The 21,649-nt window shown below is 54.0% G+C and carries 16 protein-coding genes and 1 pseudogene; 10 read left to right on the top strand and 7 right to left on the bottom strand.

Annotated elements, in window-relative coordinates; all coding sequences use genetic code 11:
* Positions 1 to 210 precede the first annotated feature (210 nt).
* The 3 genes from ASQ50_RS08880 (at position 211) to ASQ50_RS20470 (ending at position 4,422) form a co-directional block, all read left to right on the top strand.
* Complete coding sequence (locus tag ASQ50_RS08880) at positions 211 to 2,829, top strand: helix-turn-helix transcriptional regulator (RefSeq protein ID WP_058091247.1); 2,619 nt, start codon at positions 211 to 213, stop codon at positions 2,827 to 2,829.
* Positions 2,830 to 2,861: 32 nt separating this feature from the next.
* Positions 2,862 to 4,022 (top strand): NAD(P)/FAD-dependent oxidoreductase, encoded by a 1,161-nt coding sequence (locus ASQ50_RS08875; protein ID WP_041654924.1) that lies wholly within the window; start codon positions 2,862 to 2,864, stop codon positions 4,020 to 4,022.
* 133 nt (positions 4,023 to 4,155) lie between these two features.
* A complete protein-coding gene (locus ASQ50_RS20470; protein ID WP_081496573.1) occupies positions 4,156 to 4,422 on the top strand; it encodes an EAL domain-containing protein in 267 nt (88 codons plus the stop codon).
* Positions 4,423 to 4,590: 168 nt separating this feature from the next.
* Here ASQ50_RS20470 and secD read toward each other — a convergent pair whose 3' ends face one another.
* The 3 genes and pseudogenes from secD to ASQ50_RS08865 form a co-directional block, all read right to left on the bottom strand.
* Complete coding sequence (gene secD, locus ASQ50_RS08870; RefSeq protein ID WP_058091248.1) at positions 4,591 to 7,113, bottom strand: protein translocase subunit SecD; 2,523 nt, start codon at positions 7,111 to 7,113, stop codon at positions 4,591 to 4,593.
* Between the two features lie 517 nt (positions 7,114 to 7,630).
* Positions 7,631 to 7,882, bottom strand: a pseudogene (locus ASQ50_RS20465) (transposase domain-containing protein); the annotation flags it as partial.
* 333 nt (positions 7,883 to 8,215) lie between these two features.
* Positions 8,216 to 9,148, bottom strand: coding sequence for a calcium/sodium antiporter (locus tag ASQ50_RS08865; protein ID WP_197463860.1), 933 nt, complete (start codon positions 9,146 to 9,148; stop codon positions 8,216 to 8,218).
* A gap of 593 nt (positions 9,149 to 9,741) precedes the next feature.
* Here ASQ50_RS08865 and ASQ50_RS08855 point away from each other — a divergent pair.
* From ASQ50_RS08855 to ASQ50_RS08840, 4 genes are all read left to right on the top strand, one after another.
* Entirely contained in the window at positions 9,742 to 9,981 is a 240-nt protein-coding gene (locus ASQ50_RS08855) for a hypothetical protein (protein WP_022990735.1), read from the top strand.
* Positions 9,981 to 10,358 carry an antitoxin Xre-like helix-turn-helix domain-containing protein gene (locus ASQ50_RS08850; RefSeq protein ID WP_058091251.1) on the top strand — a complete coding sequence of 126 codons (378 nt, stop codon included), beginning with the start codon at positions 9,981 to 9,983 and terminating at the stop codon, positions 10,356 to 10,358. The genes ASQ50_RS08855 and ASQ50_RS08850 overlap by 1 nt, the downstream gene beginning before the upstream one ends.
* A 93-nt stretch (positions 10,359 to 10,451) precedes the next feature.
* Complete coding sequence (locus ASQ50_RS08845; protein WP_058091252.1) at positions 10,452 to 11,249, top strand: metallophosphoesterase family protein; 798 nt, start codon at positions 10,452 to 10,454, stop codon at positions 11,247 to 11,249.
* Between the two features lie 27 nt (positions 11,250 to 11,276).
* Positions 11,277 to 11,978 (top strand): metallophosphoesterase, encoded by a 702-nt coding sequence (locus ASQ50_RS08840; protein WP_058091253.1) that lies wholly within the window; start codon positions 11,277 to 11,279, stop codon positions 11,976 to 11,978.
* Between the two features lie 39 nt (positions 11,979 to 12,017).
* On the opposite strand, the gene ASQ50_RS08835 is transcribed toward ASQ50_RS08840, so the two are convergent.
* The 4 genes from ASQ50_RS08835 to ASQ50_RS08820 are packed head-to-tail and all read right to left on the bottom strand — an operon-like array spanning position 12,018 to position 13,995.
* A complete protein-coding gene (locus ASQ50_RS08835) occupies positions 12,018 to 12,488 on the bottom strand; it encodes a nucleotidyltransferase domain-containing protein (protein ID WP_082780611.1) in 471 nt (156 codons plus the stop codon).
* A 4-nt stretch (positions 12,489 to 12,492) separates the two neighbouring features.
* The gene (locus ASQ50_RS08830; protein ID WP_058091254.1) at positions 12,493 to 12,732 is read right to left on the bottom strand and encodes a hypothetical protein; all 240 of its coding nucleotides are present in this window, start codon (positions 12,730 to 12,732) and stop codon (positions 12,493 to 12,495) included.
* 28 nt (positions 12,733 to 12,760) lie between these two features.
* Positions 12,761 to 13,393 (bottom strand): metallophosphatase domain-containing protein, encoded by a 633-nt coding sequence (locus ASQ50_RS08825; RefSeq protein WP_058091255.1) that lies wholly within the window; start codon positions 13,391 to 13,393, stop codon positions 12,761 to 12,763.
* Positions 13,390 to 13,995 (bottom strand): 3'-5' exonuclease, encoded by a 606-nt coding sequence (locus ASQ50_RS08820; protein WP_058091256.1) that lies wholly within the window; start codon positions 13,993 to 13,995, stop codon positions 13,390 to 13,392. The genes ASQ50_RS08825 and ASQ50_RS08820 overlap by 4 nt, the downstream gene beginning before the upstream one ends.
* Before the next feature lie 544 nt (positions 13,996 to 14,539).
* On the opposite strand from ASQ50_RS08820, the gene ASQ50_RS08815 reads away from it, so the two are divergent.
* From ASQ50_RS08815 to ASQ50_RS08805, 3 genes are all read left to right on the top strand, one after another.
* Positions 14,540 to 15,787: a hypothetical protein gene (locus ASQ50_RS08815; RefSeq protein WP_035232415.1), complete on the top strand. Its 1,248-nt coding sequence runs from the start codon at positions 14,540 to 14,542 to the stop codon at positions 15,785 to 15,787.
* Positions 15,787 to 18,150: a hypothetical protein gene (locus ASQ50_RS08810; RefSeq protein ID WP_058091257.1), complete on the top strand. Its 2,364-nt coding sequence runs from the start codon at positions 15,787 to 15,789 to the stop codon at positions 18,148 to 18,150. Before ASQ50_RS08815 ends, ASQ50_RS08810 begins: the two co-directional genes overlap by 1 nt.
* Before the next feature lie 82 nt (positions 18,151 to 18,232).
* Complete coding sequence (locus ASQ50_RS08805; protein ID WP_156509992.1) at positions 18,233 to 21,505, top strand: hypothetical protein; 3,273 nt, start codon at positions 18,233 to 18,235, stop codon at positions 21,503 to 21,505.
* The last annotated feature ends 144 nt before the right edge of the window (positions 21,506 to 21,649 follow it).

Raw genomic sequence — 21,649 nt, 5'->3', positions numbered from 1 at the left:
ATTGTTTTTCAGCTTGATCATTTTTCTACATTGTGCGAACACCGAGTCCCTCAGGTGAACGGACAAGTTGTAGGCATGAACAGGTTTGGCCAGAACCGGAGATCAAACAACTACTCTAAGGGGTAGTTTTCGCACTAGACATCTATCAATATGCTTTCACCCCATAGCGCCCTCGCGTTTCGGGGAGACGAAGCAGGAGATCGGATTGTCATGACCCGCCATAGCTTGGAAGACTGGTGTCGGAGGATGTCTGAAAGGATGTGGGCTCGTCAGTATTTCATTACTCAAGGGTGTTTAGACCGCTATTGCCTGAGGCCTTCTGCTACGCCTGAATCAAAGGTAGTTCTGTATCGGGCCCCGCCAGGCTATGGAAAATCTGTACAAGTGGCCTTGGCAGCAAACACTCGCGAACTGGAACGTGAGAGCGCCGTTTATATCAATACCCGGTCGTGCCCTGACTCATGTGACGTTAATGGCAGTTTGTTTGCAGCGTTAGTTTTATATCAACTCGAAGGAGTTGAATCCTGGCGCATGATAAAAAGTGACATCGACACCATCGAAGTTCTTCGAAACGCACTGTGTAATGCAAAAAAGACGATAAGAATTTGCCTTGATGGGGTTGGCGAGGCTAAACATACCGCGGATTTGATTGAGGATTTAATCTGTGAAACACCGAGCAATGTGAAATTTTTCATTGCACCGAGTCGCGTCGGGGCGTTGCCACGTTTGTCTATGATGGCGGGTGTTGTAACGTATGGTGCTGATGAACTTGTATTTACAGAAGAGGAGGTTAGTGAATTATCTGGTATGGGTGGCCCCGAAGCCAGCAACATCATAAAAGCGACCGGTGGATGGCCAGCACTTGTCAGGCTTATGTGCCGAACCCCAAACCCAAATCTCCCCGCAGCGACTTGGCCGGAAACTCGCTCGTATTTCAGGGACAACCTCTTAACTGCGTTACCCAATAGTACGAGGACCTTTCTTTGCAATGCAGCGATGCTCGAAGTAATCAGCGCTGAATGCTATGGCTATGTCTATAAGACAGAAGAGGCCGACCGGGAAATTACGTTTCTTAACGAACATTATGCTCTTTTAGCTCCCACCGGGACTTCTGCTGATCGTATGGATATGCACCCTGTGCTGCGAGAGTATTTGCGTAGTTTATTTAACACCACCCAACGAGAACGTCGCTCGTATGTACTGAAACGGGTCGCGTTCTGGCATTGGCGTAGGGGAGAGTACCTCCATTCAATCAATGCAGCTCTGGAAGCCAGTGACCATCGATGGGCTCGCGTCGTAAGTGACAGCATTATCCTGGACGTGGCACTCAGACAGGGTGAAATCGAAGTACTTCGCACCTGGTTTGGAAAAGTACCGGCTCGCACGATAAAAAAAATTGCCGCCTTGAGCATAGGTTACGCGTGGATTTTGTATTTCAGCCAACAAGCTCGTCAAGCAGACGAAATACTGGCTAGTTCGCTTCATCCGAGCTCCAGGGGGGCGAGCAATCTTGATGAGGAAGGATGGCGGGAATTGGTTAATGCGATAGGCAAAGCTACACAGGATGAATTACTGGAGAGTCAGGTTCTCTGTCAAAAATGGATAGACGCCTTTGGCGACCGTAACATGGTTGGCAAAGGCGCAGCACTTACTTGCCAGGCATTCATTGCCTCCAGTGGACGCCATTTTGAAGAGTTGGAGCGATTGTCCCATCGAGCGGCTGTGGCCATCCAGTCATCCAATCAACATTACGCTTTTATCTGGCTTAAAACTGCAGAAATTCAGGCTGAACTGTTCAAGGGTGACATCGCCCGAGCAATGAGTGTGTTGATCCAGGCGAATAAAACAGCAGAAAAGATTCAGGTGCCAAAAACTTTTTTAAATAAAATGTTTGGCACCCTTGAGTTACAAATCCTGCACGAACAGAACCATCACCTGGTTACCCAGGAATCTGCACAGGCTTCGTTCGATTTCGCTTTGAACTATGGCGTTACAGATATTCTGTGGGGGTGTACACAGGCCTACAGCCGTTTTCTGTACCACCAAGGGTTCCGAGATAGAGCCATGGCCTTGTTGGAACAATCCCGCTTAGCCTCCTGCGAGCGAGAGCTCTCTCGTCTAAATATCCTGACTAAAGTTCAGTTAGCTGAGTTTACTCTCCTGAACAACGAGGAATTGGGTCCACCCATACTCCCCGATGAATGTGAGCTGACGTTCCTGCCAAATCAAAACCAGGCCATTCAAGCACGTATGGCCCTGGTAACCTCAATGTATAGACTACGGCTTGGGAAACAGTTTGGTGTCGCCGAAAAATATGCCAAACAAGCACTACAAAGCGCCAGCGCAATTTCAGACGCTAGAACCAGGATCGCCGCCCACTATTGTCAGGCCCTGGCAGCGTTTGCCCTCGGCTCATCAAAATCGGCGAAGCGCATGATTCTTGATGCAAACCTACTTTCGGAACATTTGAACTGTCACTTCACACGGCTCTGGATCAAAGAAGCGCTACTTTCTCTTAGCCCCCTTGCTCAGGATCTTTTTAACGATCTGCCAGACGACTCTGAAGCTAAAGCTACGAAGGATCCCGATGTCAGAATAGAAGACTCCAGCGTGCCACCTGTGCCCGGCAATGCCCACTCAACTATCACGATAAAGCAGATTTCTCTGTTGAAATGCGTAAGCAACGGAATGACCAACAGAGAGATCGCTGAACGGCTTCTCGTGACGGAGGATACCGTCAAATGGCATATGAAGAAGATTTTCAGCGAACTTAAAGTAACCAACCGGGTTCAGGCAGTCACTGAAGCTCGACTGCGCGGACTTTTATAGTGCTACAAAAACAAAAGAGGAATCGAGCGAATATGCAAAAAATAGTTATCATTGGCGCTGGAATAGCCAGCCTGACCGCCGCAGAGGCTCTCCGCCAGAATGGATTCGACGGAACGATTACCATTTTGGGCGAGGAAAACACGCTGCCTTACCAGCGTCCCCCGTTGTCCAAAGCCTATTTGACCTCAGATGAGTTGCCCTCGCCAACTCCGATCCGTTCTCCTAATTTCTTTCGGGACAACAAAGTTGAATTTGAACAAGGCGGTAAAGTAATAGCGCTTGAACGATCGGCAAAGCAAGTAGTGATTCAAGGCGGCAGGAAAATTAAATACGACACGCTGATTTTGGCAACAGGAGCGAGGCCACGTCCTATTGATTTACCTGGTGAGAGCGCAAAAAATGTTTTCTATCTCAGGAATCTTGACCACTCCGCCGCATTACGTAATGCCCTGTTAGCCCCGGAATGCGAGAAGGTGGCCATTCTCGGCGCGGGTGTTATCGGGCTTGAAGTCGCCTCCGCTGCCAATCTACAGGGAAAACAAGTCTCTGTGTTTGAGGCCAACAGCCGAGCGATGTGTCGAGTAGCGTCACCATTAACAAGTAATTTTGTCAGAAACCGCATGGCCTCCGCCGGCGTAATGTTCTACTTCAATGCTAGCGTCAACCAGATTCTCACTGAGGGAGACCGAGTTTCCGGTATCCGTTTGTCCGACGGCACTACGAAACCCGCAGACGTCGTTGTTATCGGTATAGGAGCCATCCCCAATGCTGAACTTGCGCAAGACGCAAACCTGGATTGCGACGGTGGTATTATAGTAGACAGCGGCATGCGTAGCTCTGACCCTGACATATTTGCGATCGGAGATTGCGCTAAAGCCGTCAACGTTTCCACCAATACACCCATCCGAATAGAAACTATTCACAATGCCATGCTTCAAGCACAAATTGCGGCGGCTCATATTTGTGGTAAACCGTCTCCGCCTGCCTCTCCTCCTCGTTTTTGGTCAGATCTCAACGGCATGAAAGTCCAGTGTATTGGAATCGCCACTGGATACGACCGAATTCAGCGGCGTCCCACAGAGAGTGACAATGCCTGTGAATTCTGGCTCTTTTCCGGAGACCGGATGATCGCAGCTGAAACGGTCAATCTTCCCACCCGGCAAGCCAAGCTATCTAAAGCTCTCTCCGGGTAAGTGTAAGCGAGATGGGATGCAACTCATTCTCATCTCTGAGATTTCTATGTGTCGAGCCTCGTGACTGAGCATATCCAGCTGCAGGGGGATTCTGGCCCTCCCACAAGCTCTGCTGTAGAGCAGGAGATACAGAATCGCCCAGCCCAGCTGTGATGGCCACAGTGACCAGTCATTCACCCGGGGCTTACCTAACGACCAGGAAAGTGGAGCAATTGCCAAAGCGATTATTCAGATGGGACATAGCCTAGGACTCGATGTACTGGCCGAGGGAATTGAGACCAAAGAGCAAGAAAACCATCTCCGAATCCTTGGCTGTGATGCGGGACAAGGCTATCTATATGCTAAGCCGCTCTCAGTCAAAAGGTGCGAGGAGTACCTACAAGTTACTGACTGGGTTTAATTGGCCCGATGGTGGTCATCGAATCAATTTGGGATCACCGAACGCTTAGTGTGCGCCGGCGTTATCGCACCATCTGAACGTTCGCTTTGCGACCAGGGGCACCTAAACAATGGCGAACATTCATCATCCCCCTTTGTAAACGCGTCTGCCCTGGCATCAGTAACCTCCCTAGGGTATGAGTTCCAGTTCCTTGCGAATTTCCTCGGCAGTCGGCCGCAACTGAGCAAGCCCTTTCCTCGACCGTCGCTGCCCCAGATAATAAAGGATTGGCGACGCGATAAAGACCGAGGAGCTGGTGCCAATTACAATTCCGAACAGCATGGGCAAGGCAAAACTCGCAACGGCGGCTCCACCCGCAATGCCCATGGGTAGCAGCGCCAGAAAGGTCGTTACCGAGGTAAACACAGTGCGGGTAAGCGTCGATGAAATACTATCGTTCAGCAGTTCCAGCATGGGGCGGTCCGGCGTCTTGCGGATGTTTTCCCGGATGCGGTCAAACACTACCACCTTATCGTTGACCGAATATCCCATAAGCGCGAGCAGTGCCGCAACTGCCGTCAGGTTGAACTCCACGCCGGCGAGGGCGAAGAAACCGATGGTTTTGGTGAGATCCAGCGCAATGGTCAGTGTGGCGGCCCAGGCGAAATGGGACTCGAATCGGAACCATAGGTACGCCAACATACCAACACCGGCCAACAGAATAGCCAGAATGGTGGCATCACTAAAGCCACCGCTGACTTTAGGCCCTACCATATCCACTTTCGGGAATTCCGCCGTTGGCTCGACAGAGGTAACAGCGGTTTTGAGCAATGCCACTTGCTCCGCGGTCGCCCCCGGTACTCCTTGCTCTGCTGGCAGGCGAATAAGGAAGCGCCCATCCGCGCCTGCTTCCTGAATGGCGGCGTCCTCTAGGTCTTTCGCCTGAAGCGTGGTTCTCAACTTATCAACAGTGACTCCCTGGGCCTGTACCTCCACTACCGTACCGCCGGTAAAATCGACGCCGTATTTCAGTCCCGGCTGCACAAACAGAGCGATTGCCGCAATGGAGAACACCGCCGATACCATGAGACCGATCACGCGACCGCGCATGAAGTTCACGCCCCGCTCACTCAGGCGGTCAAGCAGGGCTATGCCAGAAATCACTAACGGTTCCCGTGCACGGCCCCGGATGCGCCACTCCATGATCAGGCGGGTGACCGCTATTGCCGTAAACAACGACGTTACCAGGCCTATGCCGATTGTGACGGCAAAGCCCCGGACCGGCCCGCTGCCAAACAGGAACAACAGGCTGACCGCGATCAGTGTCGTGAAGTTGGAATCCAGAATCGTTCTGTAGGCCTTGCCGAACCCCTCTCGGAGGGCCATCCAGGCAGGCTTGCCCTGGCGGGATTCTTCACGGATACGCTCGTTAATCAGAATATTGGCATCCACCGCCATGCCAATGGTGAGGATAATTCCAGCAATACCTGGCAGAGTCAGGGTAGCCCCCAGCAAGCTCAATATCCCGAACACCAGCCCAATATTCACCGTCAACCCGACACAGGCAATTAGTCCCCAACGTCCATAAAGCCCGATCATGAAGGCAATCACCATGGCTGCGCCCAGCAAACCGGTGGTCAGCCCCATGGCGATGGCGTCACTGCCCAAGTCAGGGCCCACGGTACGTTCCTCGACCACATACAGGGGCACGGGCAAGGCACCAGCTCGCAGTAGCAGAGCCAGGTTACTGGCTTCTGTTGTGGTAAATCCACCGCTGATCTCTCCACTAGCGCCAATGGCGCTGCGGATTACCGGCGCTGTAATCACTTCACCATCCAGTACAATGGCTAGGGGCCGGCCAATGTTGTTCCGGGTCATATCCCCAAACAGCCGGGCACCCTTGTCATCCAGTTTGAAATTGACCACCGGCTCGTTGGTATCCGGATTGAAAGCCATGCGTGCGTCACGGATGTGCTCGCCTGCTATGGCAACCCGTTCTTCCAGTTTGTAGTCTCTGTCTTCGTAGGCACCCGGCAGAATAATGGTTGCGATATCTTCCTCCGCCGTTGCCCGGGCTGCCCAGTGAAACGTCATTTTCGCGGTGGTACCGAGCAATTCACGAATCTCGCTCGGGTCGGCGACGCCCGGCATTTGTACCAGAATGCCGTCACTACCCTGGCGAGTGATGCTGGGCTCCACCAGTCCGGTTTCATCCAGTCGCCGTCTGACTACCTCCAGGCTTCGCTCCACCGCATCTCGGGAAATACCTGCACGCCAGGACTCGGTCAGCGTCAGCACCAGCCGTCCGCCGTTGATATCAACGTCGAACCGACGCGTGCCATCCGGAGTATCCGTTGCCAGTTTTCGAGCAAGGCTGGCTGCTTCAGACACCCGTTCGGGCTGGCGCACCGGTAGCTCGATGCCTCTATCAGTCATCTGGATGCGCCCGTATCGAATGTCCGCTTCACGCAGGGAGTTGGTCAACTCGCCGGCCATCGCTTCGTGCTCGCTGGCAAACAGTTCCTGGATATCCGCTTCCAGAAGCAGGTGTGAGCCACCTTGAAGGTCAAGCCCCAGGGAGACCGTATTCTGCTGGTACCAATCCGGGAGCTTCCCGGACATTGTAGGGGAAAGAAGGTTCGGCAACGCACTCAACAACCCGAGCACAATCACCAGGCCGTAAACGACGGCCCGTGTATGCAACGATTTCATGGGTAATCCTCGAAGAAAACTTCACTAACCGGTATGACTGCCCAGATGCACAGCCATGATAAAGCGGAGGACTACGCCAGAGGGGGTGCGCGAAGAAGCGGGATTAAAAAACGAGGAGATGCAGGGGGATGTCCCGCTCCTGCGGTGATGATGCAGTTACTGCGGCAAAGACCGACGCCTAGCACCATCGGACTGGCAGGCCACCAGTCGGAAAGGTCCGGATCACCACCCACTGCGGCATCGTTCTCAGAATTGCCACCTAGTACCCTGATGGACTCGTTATGACTCGCAACAACCAGATGATCCACGGTTCCGATAAAACCATGGTTGGCCTTAGTAGCTGAGGCTTGCTGGTGGGTAATTGAGGAGATAAAGACAAGCAGCAATGCCAGTAGTGAAAGCACTACAAGAGGCACTTGGAACCGTCCGCGAGGGAGAGGGTGATTGTCGTTGGTCATGCTGCTATCTCAAAATGTCGAATGAATCTTGAAACGCGGACTAACCGAAGTCAACGAGTTTATGTGGCCGGTTGAAGAAGTTGCCTGGCAGGGTTGGAGGATGGAGTAGCGTCAGCGTCAAGCCACCATACCTTGTCGGAAATAGTCGGCTTCCAGTTGTGGGGCAATAGCTCGACGATGGCAGTGTTCTTCTGCGTCGGCAGTCGAGTCAGCACACCCTTCAGGTAGGCATAGGGATCATGCCCGTTCAGCTTTGCTGGCTGGATCAGTGTCATAACAGCAGCAGCACGCTGACTACTAGAAAGAAAGCCAAAAAGTGAATCTGCTCCAATATGATTGAATGTCCGCTTTGCGACCGCCGGTCTTCTCTATCTCCTTAAATGTAGGCCGAGGGCTCGCACCTTTTAATAACTCAATATTCCCATTGCTCAGTCGGGGCCGACTTTCCCTTGCCGACGACCCGGTTAAAGTGGATTGAACGATTTTTCAGCAAGATCGTACTCTAAGAGGTAGATGGTCACCGGGGCTGGCTTATCCTGCTGTGGATAAAACTGATTTACACGCTCAGCTCCAATGAAAGTCCACCGTGACGCGATTCAACTTGTTTTAGGCATGCCGTCGATCCGTAGTCACCTGTTCGGCCATCAGTCGGGCCAGAGGAGAAAAAGATAACCGAAATACAGCGCCAGCAGCACAGCACCCTCTACCCGGTGCAGCATGCGCCCTGTATACAGAAGCGGGATCAGCAAAACCGTAAAGAGAATCATCACTCCGTAATCCAGAGTCGAAATCCCGGGTGCTTCTATAGGCGAAACAATCGACGCCACCCCCAGTATTCCAAGGACGTTGAATATATTGGAGCCAACGATATTGCCTATTGCGATGTCAGGCTGCTTTCGGAAAGCTGCAACCAGCGAGGTTGCCAATTCCGGCATGCTGGTCCCCGCCGCGACAATCGTCAGACCGATCACCGCTTCACTGATTCCGAAACTGACCGCCAATGCCACAGAATTCTCAACCAGTAGGCGGGAGCCAGCCACAAGAATCGCCAGCCCAACCAGGATCAGAGCAATATCGACACACCAATGACGTGATGTATTGACTGCCAGAATGTTTTCCTCATCCGCACTGGCGGGGGGAGGTTCTCTGCGGGCCAAAATGACGCTCATCCATGTGTAGGCGACAATTCCTGAAAACAGAAGCACGCCCTCAAGGCGGCTGAGAGTTTGGTTCAGTAGTAGCAAAACCAACAGGAGGGCGACTCCCAGGGCGACAGGAGCGTCTATCTTGATAACCTGGCGGTGAACCGGAATAGGGCACACCAATGCTGTTATTCCAAGAATCACAGCAATATTGAAAATATTTGAGCCCACCACATTGCCCACCGAGATATCTCCCTGGTTGGAAAGCGCAGCTTCCACGCTTACCACCAGTTCCGGTGAGCTGGTTCCAAATGCAACGATGGTCAAGCCCACCATCAGGCGATTGAGACCCGCCCGCAGTGCCAGTGATGAACTGCCCCTGACAAGGCCCTCTGCCCCAACGAAAAGGAGGACAAGTGCGAACGCGATATACACAAGGTTGGCTAGCAATTTGATCGACCACTTATATTACTGGGGGCTTAATCACGGCTCGTTCTGTGTCCAATCGTCGGTTACCTTACACAAAAGCTGTTGCCGTGTCTGTTCAGCCCGCTCGTATACCGGGCGCCGGAATAACGACGAAAACAGCACTGTAGTTGGCAACGGCAAAACTGATACTTTCAGGTTAGATCATGGGTTCTACCCCATTACTGCGGACATGCCAAAAAAGAGGCTGAATTTCTCCAAAGGTGAGTGCTGGTCTATCCGCCTGAATGTTCGCTTTGCGACCATACCGTGTACCAAAAGCTTGTTCCTTGAGGGCACAAAACATGTTGTGCCGCTGGCCTGGGTTTGGGATCGCGGAGCCAGAGAATGGCTTGGCCAGAAGCGCCGGTCCATAGCCAATGATCCGGTTAATCTTTTGCCGGTCAAGGCGAGCCTGAGCAAGGGAGCCAAAGGCCCCGACGAATGGCTGCCCCCACTGGGCGAGTGCGGCTATGTAGCTCGCTTCGTTCGGGTGGTAAAGTCATACTATCTGCAGCCCACTGCCCCGGAGTTGGCCTGCTTGTGATTGCGGAGAGTGTGCCATGAAGACCAAACGCCCAACCGAAAAAGAACTCCTGGACGGCCTAGATGCCCACACCGCCCATGCTGACGAGCTGGCCGAGCCGCTCCCTCAGGAGCTTACACCTCTGGAACGCCTAAAGGGGACAGTCAAAGGCTACGAGCGACCAACCGATCCGGTTTGGGACGAGTGGTTCGACTCTGAAGGCGTCAGTGACGACTTTGTGGAAGATCGAGAGCAGCCCAAGGATGGACGAACATAATGGCCCTCGATGACGAAAAAACTAGAGGGCATGTGGCTCTCAAAGGCTTTTTTGGTATCTGTCGCGAATGGGACTGCACCCAGATAGAGATGATGCAGTTGCTCGGCGGTGTGTCCCGGAGCACGCTGGCCAAGTATGAGACGTTGCCACACGTAACGCTCTCGCAGGATACCCTGGAGCGCATCAGCTACATCCTGGGCATCTACGAATCCCTGAGGATCATGTATCCAACGGCCGAACGCGCCAATCGTCGGGTTCGACTGGAAACCAGTGAGCCTCCCTTCCTTGGAGCGTCAGCCCTAGACTTTATGGCGCAAGGCTCCATGAAGCACCTCATGGAAACTCGACGCTACTTTGATGCAAAGCGGGCGGGGTAACCAGCCCCCGTCGACCAAGATTTTGGGCGGTCAGTTTGGTCACCTTTTTTGTTTGAGTGGTAGGAAATACGGAGCCAGTTCGAGAGGCTTTCCATGCTAAGGATCACCCGGATCGACCTGAACCCCTTTTTCACCTTGCCGCACCGCACCAGCGGCTCTGCCGGTGTGCCTCTGCATAATCGCCTGCCGTTTTATCGAGCCTATGCCACCGGCCTTCCGAGTCATGTGAAGAGTCTTGTGCTGACCTCTGATCTCCAGGGGCGAGAAGCCGGCAGTCAGAATCGGCTGCTCGGCGTACCTGTGGCTGAGGCACTTTCGGCATTGTCTCGGGAAGGTGTCATTCCGGCTCCCGACGCGGTGTTTCTTTGCGGCGACCTGTACGACTATCCCGACTGCCACAAAAGGGGCGGTACTGGAACGGTAGATGAGGTGTTCCAGGCGTTTTCTGAGGTCACGCCCGAAGTTGTCGGCGTCCTGGGGAACCACGACCAGATGGAGTACCCCGAGGCGCTTCCAGACAACACCACCCTCCTGGATGGCGAGGTGGTTGGGGTGTTGGGCAACCTGAACATCGGTGGCGTCAGCGGTATCGCGGGCAATCCGAATCGCAACCAACGGCGAACCGAGGACGATTTCCTGACCGCACTAGAGTCGGTGACCGATCAAGTCCCGGATATCCTGCTACTCCATCAAGGCCCAACCGACCCGGAACGGGCGGATCGTCGGGGTGATCCTGGGGTAGCGCTGTCGCTCGAAACCGGATTTCAAGGGCTCACCGTGTTCGGCCATACTCGGTGGGGCTGGCCCTGGCTGATTTCTCTGGGTGAGGGTCAGGCTTTGAATGTCGATGGGCGGGTCGTGGTGGTTCTGCCGGAGGTTGACGGTGGGTGAACGATTAGGCGTAGGAGTGACGATTCGATGAGCATGCGACTGACTCCACACCGCTTTTTTGCGACCAATCCTGTCGGGGTGGACTGGGTTTGTGGTGACCTGCATGGCGAGTTCGAGGCTCTGCAAACCGCGTTGTCGGGTGCTGGATTCAACAAAGCGGCTGATCGTCTGTTTCTGCCGGGAGACACCATTGATCGTGGCCCAGAATCCCGGGCTCTCCTGGAGTGGGTTCTGGACACCGACTGGGTATACAGCGTGATAGGTAACCATGAGCTGATGTTTATCGCCGGCGCTGAGGATAACCGCAACCGATACAAGCACCGGGGGATGGGCGGTGGCTGGGCTGCGACTCTGGATGAAACCTCTTACAAAAATTTGGCAACCCAGTGTCGCTACCAGTTGCCGCTCACCATGACGCTGGAGTGCGAGAGCGGACAGCTCGGGCTGGTACATGCTCAAAGCCCCTTCGATGATTGGCGAACCGTTCAGGACACACCCTTCTCCGAGCGTTTTGCCATTGAATGCACCTGGCCCTGGAACCGGGCCCAAGGAAAAAATCAAACCATTTCGGGTATCACGGCCGTGGTGTCAGGCCACATCGGGACTGCTGAGATCATTCAGCGCGGGAACCAGATCTGGATTGATGTTCTGGCGAGAACCGGTCAGGTGCCGTTGATGCCGGCTCATCGTGTGCTGGAAAGAGTGGCGCAAGTACAGCGAGGTGGTTAATTTTTACGACAGTATCAGTATGCGAGGTTTGCGGCGCAGTTATCCGGCACGCCAAAGCACAATGCCGTCCCTGACAATGTTTTCGAGTAGTTCTGGGTTGGAGTAGCCCTGCGGGTTGGCCCATTCACGCTCCCAGACCGGCAAGGCCTGAATCAACACGCCGGTATCCAAAAGCACTTCAAACGCCAGGCCCGCCATCTCCAGCTTGGTGTCCACAAAATCCCCAGGCTGTCCGGCCAAAACAACGGCTACATCGGCATCGCTTTCGTCGTGATAATCACCACGGGCCCGGCTACCAAACAGGATCAGCTGAACTGCATCGAACCGGCCAGCCAGTTTTTCGCCAAAAACCAGCACCGCCTCCCGAATATCCACTTGGTCACCCATAACGACCTGTTCCAAGCCAACCGGCGCAGCCTGATCCCACTCTCGGAGCGTCTCTGGCATGGGCGCGTCGGGGTCACACTGTGCCACCAGGTCACTCAAGCTGTACGATTTCTTATCCTTCATGGCCTTACCTTCGATGGCCTCTACGTCCCCGGATCACCGCGGCTTGCAGCACTCCGGATTCTGGATTGGAGAATCTGTCTAGCGCCTGGTATTCGCCATCCCACTCCTGAGCATGCCGGTAGCGAACAACTTCTTCGGGGGTGAGCTCGACAATTTCATCAAATCCGGTTTCGTAGCCCTCGACCAGCACTGGCGTCTCCGGCGGGGACTTTTGTAGTTGCGTTATCAGCTCTTCTGCGGTCATTTCGACTCCCCGGTCAAATTTGACCGCTTCAAACTTCTATCACAATCGGCGCGTTCCGTGGCTCATACCGAGCGGTGCAGGTGCTGGCATTGATCAACGTCGTTTGCCCCTTCTGGTACTCCCCATAGCCTTCGTGGATATGGCCAAAAATGTGCGCTTTGAGTGAGAGTTGCTGGATTCGGTCAAGCAAGTCAATGCAGCCAACATTCTGGCATTTGAATCCAAGGATTGCCTCATCGCCGATACCTTTGGGTGGGCCGTGGGTAATGAGCACATCGGTATCGCCCGGTATAAGCTGCCATTTTTTGTGCAACTGCTGGCCACGCTCCAGCATAAATGCCCAATCCATAAAGGTGGGCGTCCAGGGTGAACCCCAGAACCGAATACCCTCAATCTCCACGCCGCTGTCTTCCAGGTAAATGGCATTCGTTAGTGCCTGCCGTGCCAATTCCGGCGTTTCCTGGAAGGCCCAGTCGTGATTACCGGCAATCACAATCTTATACCGATGCGGCAGCGTTCCGAGCCATTCATTGAGCTCTTCTATGTTTTCCAGCGTGCCCTGGCCCAGGCAGTCACCGGCATGGATCAAGACATCGCCATCTGGAATATCCGGTATGCGATGGTGCAGACTGTGAGTGTCGGAAATACAGACCAGTTTCATACTGGCACCTCCGGTGGCGTCAGCAACTCGGGTTCCAAAGACCAATCCATATACGGGAGGACTCGGGCCATATTTCGCGCATCGTCCACACCACGATGGTGATGGCCCTCAAAGTCCAATCCGTGAAAGGCTAGCGCGTTGGCAAAACCATTCTTCCTCTTCTGGCCGGTGGTGCGGCGCCAGATACGTTTCAGGTTCAGATGAGGGCGGGCCAGGATAGCTGGCTGCGCCCCGTCCAGCAGGCTTTGGGCTTCCAGATGCAATCTGTCGTAGTTGCCCCAGCTGCACCAGATGAAATCGTCCGGCAGATCACCCAGCCAGGCATTCATGGCCTCAATCGTCTCGGGGAGCGTGGGCGCGGCATCAACCATCGACTGGGTGATCCCGGTAAGCTCCATGCAGAAGTCGCTCAGCACAGGATTCCGGGTTGGTCTGACCAGAAACGAGCGGACATCCACCAGGTTTCCTTTCCGAGTGGCGAGGGCACCACCGACTTCAATGATCTCCATGTTGTGGACACTCTGAGCATCACCTGCGGGTGTCGTCTGGTCTTCCCAACAGGTCGCCTCAAGGTCGACAACCAGGATTGTGTCGTCACGCATTTTTCTCGCCCGGGCACTCGGCTTGGCATCTTAAAAGCGGATATTCAGCTCACCTAGAGTTTCACTTTTCTTGATTCGTAGATCTAGTTTACCGGAGTTATTGGCGCTTGAGGGCGACTCCTCACAAACGATGATTTTTCTGATTTCTTGCTCGATTTTGCTGGACGGGAGAGCTGCCTTTGCGGTCACTTCGCCTTTGTTTTGCTCCAAAGTCGAGATTAAAAGCGGGCTTTTTCGTACGCATTTTCCAGTACGACGCCAATGCCTGTTCCAGTTCCTTCCCAGCTTGGTGAAATAAACGGTTTTTTCTTGGGTAAAACATAATCATAAAAATCAGTTACTTACATATAATATTTTATGATTCGGTGGTCATTTATGGTTACATGGTAGGCGTTAAGCCTACCTAACTTGCTGAAAAGGCTCGGTTTTTTGACGGCCTGCGTGCTTGCGCACTTTCTGGGGCAGTGATACTCCTAAAAAAGGATTTTTGAGGGGCAAAGGTCGAACGCCCCTGATGTCGATTGAATTCAGTTAGGAGCAGAACGTGACCGGAACTAAGCGAACCCTAAAATTTTTACGCGTTGCGCAACTAAGACTTGAACGGTTAGATACCGAGGTTGAGGACGTGATCCTCGGCTCCTACTCTGGACTACGTAGGCCAGAACTCCTCACTGAAGACGCGCTTCTAGCTGTGGCCAGTCACTATCCTGTTTCGGTTTGCAAGACCAGGAATGGCGATTACCGTGTCGTCGGAAACGCGCACGTAGCTGCACTCCTGAAAGTATTCGCTCCGGATAACAAGGTTCAGGTTCTCGTGTGGAAGCACCGAGAAGCTGAAAGTCAGCAGGTTTCGCGATTACTGGCAGCGTTGCTTTTCGGGCTGGGCTCGCAAAATGCTTTCCTTCGACTCTGGGCCAGTCTTTCGGATGAGGAGCGCCGTTGGATCTCACCTTCTCTCAACACTCGAGTGGGGCTGGAGGAGTTCGCCGGCATCAGCCGCAAGCTCAAAATCCAGGATGAGGAACCGGTTCTCGTTCCCGGACTGGCACGGCACTTACTTCGGCCGGACGAGAGCGAGGAGCCTGAAGTTGACCATCATGACGCGCTGAGTGAGGTTGATCACCCCGACTTGGAAGCGGGTGTTGCTGAGGCGGGGGCTAGAACCTCAAGTGCCGATATCAAGCCTGTATTTCTGGACCCCCGCACCCGCTCAATTTTTGAACACCTACTAGCCTCCGGCTCTGAACAGCCAGGCCTCCAGAGCTCGTCGCCAGCTGTCCCTGACTACCTGAGCGATGCCCTACGCCAGGTAGAACTGTTGGGACAGGATAACGATGGAACTGTGCAACCCGATGATGTAGCTGACGATGCCCCAGCATCGAAAATCCTCGACGCGGTCAAAGCTCATTTCACGGTTATGTGGCAACAGGCTGCTGAAGAAAGAGAGTCGGGGTTACGTCTACAGCTCTGCGCGACGCTCACCGCTTCTTGTATCGAGTGGCTGAATGATCTCCATAGCGACAGTCTCCTCAAACAGTTTTCCAATCCGAAGAATGCCTGGGCCGCTATTTCGGCGTTGTCACTCGACACCATCGGACAGTTAGCGCCGTTCTCACCCAACGCTGAAAGTCTGCTCCACAAAGTTCAGGACACATCTCAACAGTGTGACGACGGTAACCCTGACAGCAAAGCCGAGCGGCGGCACCTCAAGAACCTGGAGAAATATCTCACGGGTTATCTAACGGCGAAGGCTCAGATGCGTCTTCCCCTCAACGACGCGGAGGTCGCGTGATGGCATTGAAATTTGACCCCAATAACCCCGAGGCTCTCCTGATCGAACTTGTGCAGCCTCGATCAGACTGGCTCGGGATGGATAGCATCGTAAGTCTGCTACCACGCTTGGTGAAGGCATTTGAAGAAATTTCGCAGCCGATCGACGGTGCGGACGCATTTCTGGAATGGTTGGGTTGCGGTTCAGTAGAAACGAAGTATGAGGAACTTGCCCCCAACCGCCGGGGACCCCGGGGAATTGTCGGTGAATCTCCGCAGCATGCGGGGCTGTACAAACTCGCGAGGAAACCGGAGTGCTCTGAAATTAGACTGCAGGTTTCAGCGTATGTCATTAACACTGCCGCCGTTTGGCGAAAAGAATTAGTTCCTTCCGAAAAGGAGGGGTTTGACCGGCGGCTTGCTGATGCTTGGCGGGCGTTAAGGTTCCTATCGGACTCAGCTTTGGTGAAAGTGCCAAAGCCTCTAAACGATATAGAAAAATTTGAGCGACACTTTGCCCGAGTCAATGAGCACCTGGATCAACGGCAATTTGAAGGGCAGGACACACGTTACCTCAAAGAACTTCATGGATTTTTCAAATCTTATCTTGGTGAAGGGAAATTCGTTACTTACCAATCCGACAAACAAAAGTCACAACGCCGGGAAATACAGAAAACCGGTAAATGGACCCCTTTGGACAACGATGTTGATTCTGAGGTGGAAGGTGTTCAGGGGCGTACGGTCCACATTACGCTGCCGAAGCAGTCGGAGCGTGTGCATACGCAGTACCGGCGCGCTGGCAATGCGCCAGAGGAATTGATGAATGAGAGCGTTCTGATCTCACAGCGCGGAGCCGCCCTGAATACCGAGCGTGGTGAAACCCCCTCCATCGGACTCAGAAAACAGCAACCGAAGCGCGCAGCATACCGGCGTGCAAACAGTTTTCTACCAGGTCGTTGGGAAAGCCTCAACGACTATGAGCGAGGGCTGGTTTTGAAAGCCCTGTTTGAGAACAAGATGGGCTCTGAAAATACGCGCCTACATGTCCTGTTGATCCTCCTCACCGGGCGCTCTCTGGAATCTATATCGGAAACTGTGGTCGTCCAGAACCGCTCTCAAGTACCGGATAATGTGACAACAAATAAACCGGGATGTATCTACCTCGTCAGAGACGATCAAGCTTGGGCAGGCTTTGTTGCGGAGCCTCCGGAGCGTCGAAAATTAGCGAAAAAATGGGCGCCTCATATGGAGGTCACAAATAAGCTGTTTATCGGTCCGATTCCGGATGTTTTTTGGCAAATACTCAGGCCGCGGGTAGAACCGGTTGCAAGGCGGGCTCGAAAGAAGGACGGGATTCTTTTCGCGAAAAATCTTTCAACTGAGTCTGTGGCTGAGGAGATTGCGATTGAGATCAAAAAACTCAATAAGAGCACTGGTTCGAGGATTACCCTGAAACGAATTCAGACCTGCGTGTTTGAGGGGTTGATTCATCAAACCACGGATACGGTGGATGCGAGCCTGGTGACCGGGCGCACGCTACCCACCGGGCAATCGGCAAACCTCTACTACCACACCCGGGCGGTTGAGACGTTGGCGGCGGATTATGTCGATGTCGTGAATACCTGGCTGGTGAACCTGGGGCTCTCGTCGCCGTCGATGGCTCCCGCCAACCTCGATTTCGGTTTGCCGAGAGTGGGTTCTCCATTTTGCGTGCGTCTGGAGGTCATGCGAGACGTGGTTAGCCGACTGCGAGCGCAGATTGCCGAATACCGTAAAACGGCCTACTCCAGGGCCAACATCCGAAGATTTCATAATCTGTTTACAGCGTACGCCATCCTGCAGGTTATGTGGTCGACCGGTTTTCGGGCCGTTCGCGATCCGATCGCCCATCCATACGAGTTCAACGAGCGCCGGGGATTCGTAATTATTGCTGACAAAGTGGATGACAATCTCGGCCACTCTCGCCTGGTTTACCTGCCGGAGGTCGTTATCGATCAGCTTCGCCGCTATGAGACGCACCGGCAGCACATGAAGCTGCGCCTGAATGAGGTAGGCGTCGAAGCTCCCATTGAAACCTTCTTCGTTTTTCTTGATGCGAAACTCCAGTCAGAGTTCGCGACCCCAAAACGATTGGCGGATGAAATTCAATGGACGTTTCCGTGGCCCCTGAACGTCAACCGGCACACCCTGAGAGGCTTCCTGCGTGACCAGGGGGTTCCAGGTTATCTGGTCGACGTCTTCATGGGGCACTGGGGCGTGGGGACTGAGCCTCTCGCCAAGTTCTCATCGCTCGATCTTTTCGAGATGAAGAATCGGATTGTGCCGGCAACAGCGGCGTTGTTGGATGAGTTGGGGTTCGGGGTGGAGGCAGGTCTCGATGCGTGATGATAAAGCAGTGTTTGAGCCATTAAATAAACCAATTGATGCGTTGAAGAAGAGGCTTTCAGCGGCAAACCAAGGACCCTCAGTGGGCTCCGAGTACCGGGCCAATAATCGAAACGCCGAGAAACTCGGCCACCTGGAGGCGGTCCGGGATTATTTGCGAGAGCACCACCCGGAGCTGGCAAGCGGCCAGCGAGGATTGACGATGACAGCCGAAGAGGTTGCCCAGCTGGTCGACAAGACCTGTCAAACCGTTGAAGGTCGTGCGGTCAAAGACAGGCAGCATTATCTCGTGAAGCTGCTGGATGAAGGGGTGAAAACCCGGAATTGGCAGCTGCCTGTCCCGATGCCTGTGCAGAGCGTCCAGATGTTTTCCTCGTTCACCACCCCTGACATGGGAGCCCGATTGGCCGACTACGACCGTATAAATGATGCGTTCCTGGCCAGCCTGGAGAGTGCCGCTCCTGAGCTGCCAGCCGAAGAGGCCATGGCGAGGGATGCTGGTGAGTTACTGTACAGCCTGGTTTTTCATAGTGGCGTTACCGCGCGTCGATGGTTCAACCGGCTGAGTGAGGCGATCCGGCAGGGTGCCGGTAGCGCCGGTGATTACACATGGCTGGAATTGGAATCGACCTCGCTTGGCGGGCGTACCCGTCCCTCAACCGACACCTGCCGTAGGGTCATTCTGGCGCCTATCACCGAACTGCTGCTTCGACGCTGGTACCTGCGCTGGGGCAGCAATTGGCCAGAGGTAAATGAGGTAAAAGGTAAGGCGTCTCCGGATGAGGAACTGCTGACGCGCTTTGTCGGTGGGCTCATTGAGGCAAACCGGATTACCTTGAACCGGCCGTTGCATGTTTTTGCGGTTGCCGAGGCAAACCTGGTCATGGTCGCGCCAGGTTTCCTGGTTCACTACGCCCGAACACCTGACCTGGGCGCTTCTTTGCCATTGTCTAACTGGATGCGATTGTTGACCGGTGGGACGGTGGTCCAACCTGCACTGCAAGCATCTCAGGCCGAACGTGAGAACGAGATGGTCGGCTCTCCGGCTCTCATCATTCCTGAATTCCCGTTGACCGACCAAAAACCATTTTTCAAACGTCTGATGAAGCGGGTGCGGTTCCTGGCATCTGAAGCGTTGACCGCCCAGGGGGCCAGGACGGAAAGGCAACGGAGGGATGTATTGGCAACGAAAGCGGAGGTGTTCAAAACGCTCGACAAAATTGCAGAAGAGAAGGGGTGCTCCATTCTGGTGCAGTTGATGTGTCACTACGTTCGAGCGCTTCTGAGAACCGACGAGAGTGTGTCACTGGCCTTGCAGCAAAAGATTCGCAATCTTCAACACCTGGAACTTTTGCTGCCCTATGCAACTGACATTCCGAACCCTGAAAGCCTGGACTCGGATGAGTGGCAATCGATCTATGAGACGGTGGTGAGCGGCTTTCCCGGTAACGGTGGAGCACTCAGACAGACATTATCCGAGTGGCACGAATTTCTTCACCGATATTACGGAATGCCTCGTATCCCAATGGAGGAGGGCTCAGGCTATGGCGTCGACGCGGCAATACTGACGCCTCTGGAGTATCACCGGGCAAAGAGCTTTTTGTTGGCTCGTGCCGACGATGAGCTGGCGGGAATACAGCTGGCCCTGTTGATTATGGGGTTCCGTTGTGGGCTTCGGCGAACCGAGTGTTGGGCCCGGCAATACGGAGATTTCCATGGCCTCGGGGATCCTACCGTTAACGATCCCGAGCTGCTCGTACGCCCCACCAAAATTGCCGGCGTAAAGTCGGACGCGGCAATCCGCCGACTTCCTTTACGCTTGCTTTTAACCGGAGATGAACTGGAGTGGTTGACCGGGTTTGTGAATGGGCGCAAGTTGCGGCGCGCCAACGATGAGGCGCGTGACGCCTTGTTCGAAGATCCAGTCAGCGGAACCTTTCGAATCCAGGAAAAATGGGCGTTTGATGGGCTGACGGCCCTACTCAGATCCGTGTCGGGTGATGAAAATATACGTTTTCACCATCTGAGACACAGTTTTGCAACGCTGACCTTGCTGCGATTGCTGGAGCGCAAACCTTTTGACCTCTTGCCGGAAACTTGGGTTCGGTCGAATGACGTAGAACTCATGCCAGCCGTGCACGGCTCAGGCAACACGGTGAATGCTGGAGTCGCTAACGCCTGGCGGCCGCTTTCTCAGCTGGCTCAGTGGATGGGCCATTCGAGTGAAAGGGTGACCCTAAAAAGCTACACCCACCTGCTGGATCTCGCACTTCGCCAGTACTTGCTTAGCGATGATCGGTCTTACACGATTGCACAGCAGCAAGCGCTTCTAGACAAAACGTCAGGTGCACTTGAACGATTCCGGCACCGTTCACAGCTAAAGGACCGAGTGACACCCGGAATAATATTGGCAGCTGTGGCTCGAATACCTGCGAAAGGCCTGATGGCGCTTCCGAAAATCAGCGATAAAAAGAAGGAATTGCCACCCGTTGTTAACCGGGTGGCCGAAGACATCAATCCGCTGCTGCCGTATCGGGTTTCGTGCCAGGTTTTCATTCGGACGCAGGCGCAGCTTCATGAGCCCCTGCCTGTGGCATTGGAGAAAACGGCGGCCCAGTTGGATCTGGATTTGCCGATCGTGCAGCAGTGGTATGAGCGCTCGGCGTTGCTGATGAACAGCTCTACTGGCATGACCGGAACACCCTCACCGACTCGAAAGCTTGGCATTCGGTTGAGTTTTTCGTTGAGACCGAAATCAGAGCTAGCTAACACCGAATTGTATAAGGCCTTTACGCTGATTTTTCGGGCACCGGAATTACCGACCTATATCAGCCCTCCCCAATCGAAATCCGCGTTTCAGGAGTGTATGCAGTTCTTCAAATGGCTGTCTGACTGGATGGCCGAAGACCCGGAGTCTGGGCGACGAGCGCTTATTGCCGCAGCCGAGAGCGTGCAGCGGAGTAAGGCTCCGCTCCGGCCCCTGGGAAGGTCAAGGCAGATTGCCTTTATGGCTCTGATGAAGAAGTTTCGCCTCGGAGCAAGGGCTACTATTACGCTGACGGTCAAAGAAGAGAACAGAAAAGCAGCTTTAAAGTTCTGGGGACAGAGCTTGGGTGTTGCGCAAAACGCCATCATTATCCGGCCGGCCGAGGACATAAGAATCCCTAAGCATGGCAATGTCAGCTTTGATTGGAAAGCCCCGCACAAGCTTGGCAAATACCTTTGGCCCACCATTCGGTTTGTGGTGTTCACCGGGTGTGTGCTGTACGACGCAGTGCCTGAGAGTTTCCGAGACGGGAGCTTTGATGCTGACACGCTGGATGATGAAAGTGAGAAGGGCGCCGTCCCTGGCTAAGATGTTCACGCTATTGAGTGTTGGAGGAAAGATCTAACGACTCCACGATCAGGCGGCCTCCCGAAGGAAATCTCAGCAGCTTCAGGCTGGCGGTCACTCGGTTGCCTAATACCGGTACGCCAGTCTGAACTGCCTGAGCCTGCG

The organism is Marinobacter sp. LQ44, from assembly GCF_001447155.2.
Lineage (GTDB): Bacteria > Pseudomonadota > Gammaproteobacteria > Pseudomonadales > Oleiphilaceae > Marinobacter.
This window is presented reverse-complemented; position numbering and strand designations above follow the sequence as displayed.

Bases quoted from the DNA above. Each gene is read 5' to 3' on its own strand.
- ASQ50_RS08875 (WP_041654924.1), top strand. From the start codon at position 2,862: ATGCAAAAAATAGTTATCATTGGCGCTGGAATAGCCAGCCTGACCGCC.
- ASQ50_RS08820 (WP_058091256.1), bottom strand. From the start codon at position 13,995: ATGCGTGACGACACAATCCTGGTTGTCGACCTTGAGGCGACCTGTTGG.
- ASQ50_RS08840 (WP_058091253.1), top strand. From the start codon at position 11,277: ATGAGCATGCGACTGACTCCACACCGCTTTTTTGCGACCAATCCTGTC.
- ASQ50_RS08830 (WP_058091254.1), bottom strand. From the start codon at position 12,732: ATGACCGCAGAAGAGCTGATAACGCAACTACAAAAGTCCCCGCCGGAG.
- ASQ50_RS08855 (WP_022990735.1), top strand. From the start codon at position 9,742: ATGAAGACCAAACGCCCAACCGAAAAAGAACTCCTGGACGGCCTAGAT.
- ASQ50_RS08845 (WP_058091252.1), top strand. From the start codon at position 10,452: ATGCTAAGGATCACCCGGATCGACCTGAACCCCTTTTTCACCTTGCCG.
- secD (WP_058091248.1), bottom strand. From the start codon at position 7,113: ATGAAATCGTTGCATACACGGGCCGTCGTTTACGGCCTGGTGATTGTG.
- ASQ50_RS08850 (WP_058091251.1), top strand. From the start codon at position 9,981: ATGGCCCTCGATGACGAAAAAACTAGAGGGCATGTGGCTCTCAAAGGC.
- ASQ50_RS08835 (WP_082780611.1), bottom strand. From the start codon at position 12,488: ATGAAGGATAAGAAATCGTACAGCTTGAGTGACCTGGTGGCACAGTGT.
- ASQ50_RS08880 (WP_058091247.1), top strand. From the start codon at position 211: ATGACCCGCCATAGCTTGGAAGACTGGTGTCGGAGGATGTCTGAAAGG.
- ASQ50_RS08810 (WP_058091257.1), top strand. From the start codon at position 15,787: ATGGCATTGAAATTTGACCCCAATAACCCCGAGGCTCTCCTGATCGAA.
- ASQ50_RS08825 (WP_058091255.1), bottom strand. From the start codon at position 13,393: ATGAAACTGGTCTGTATTTCCGACACTCACAGTCTGCACCATCGCATA.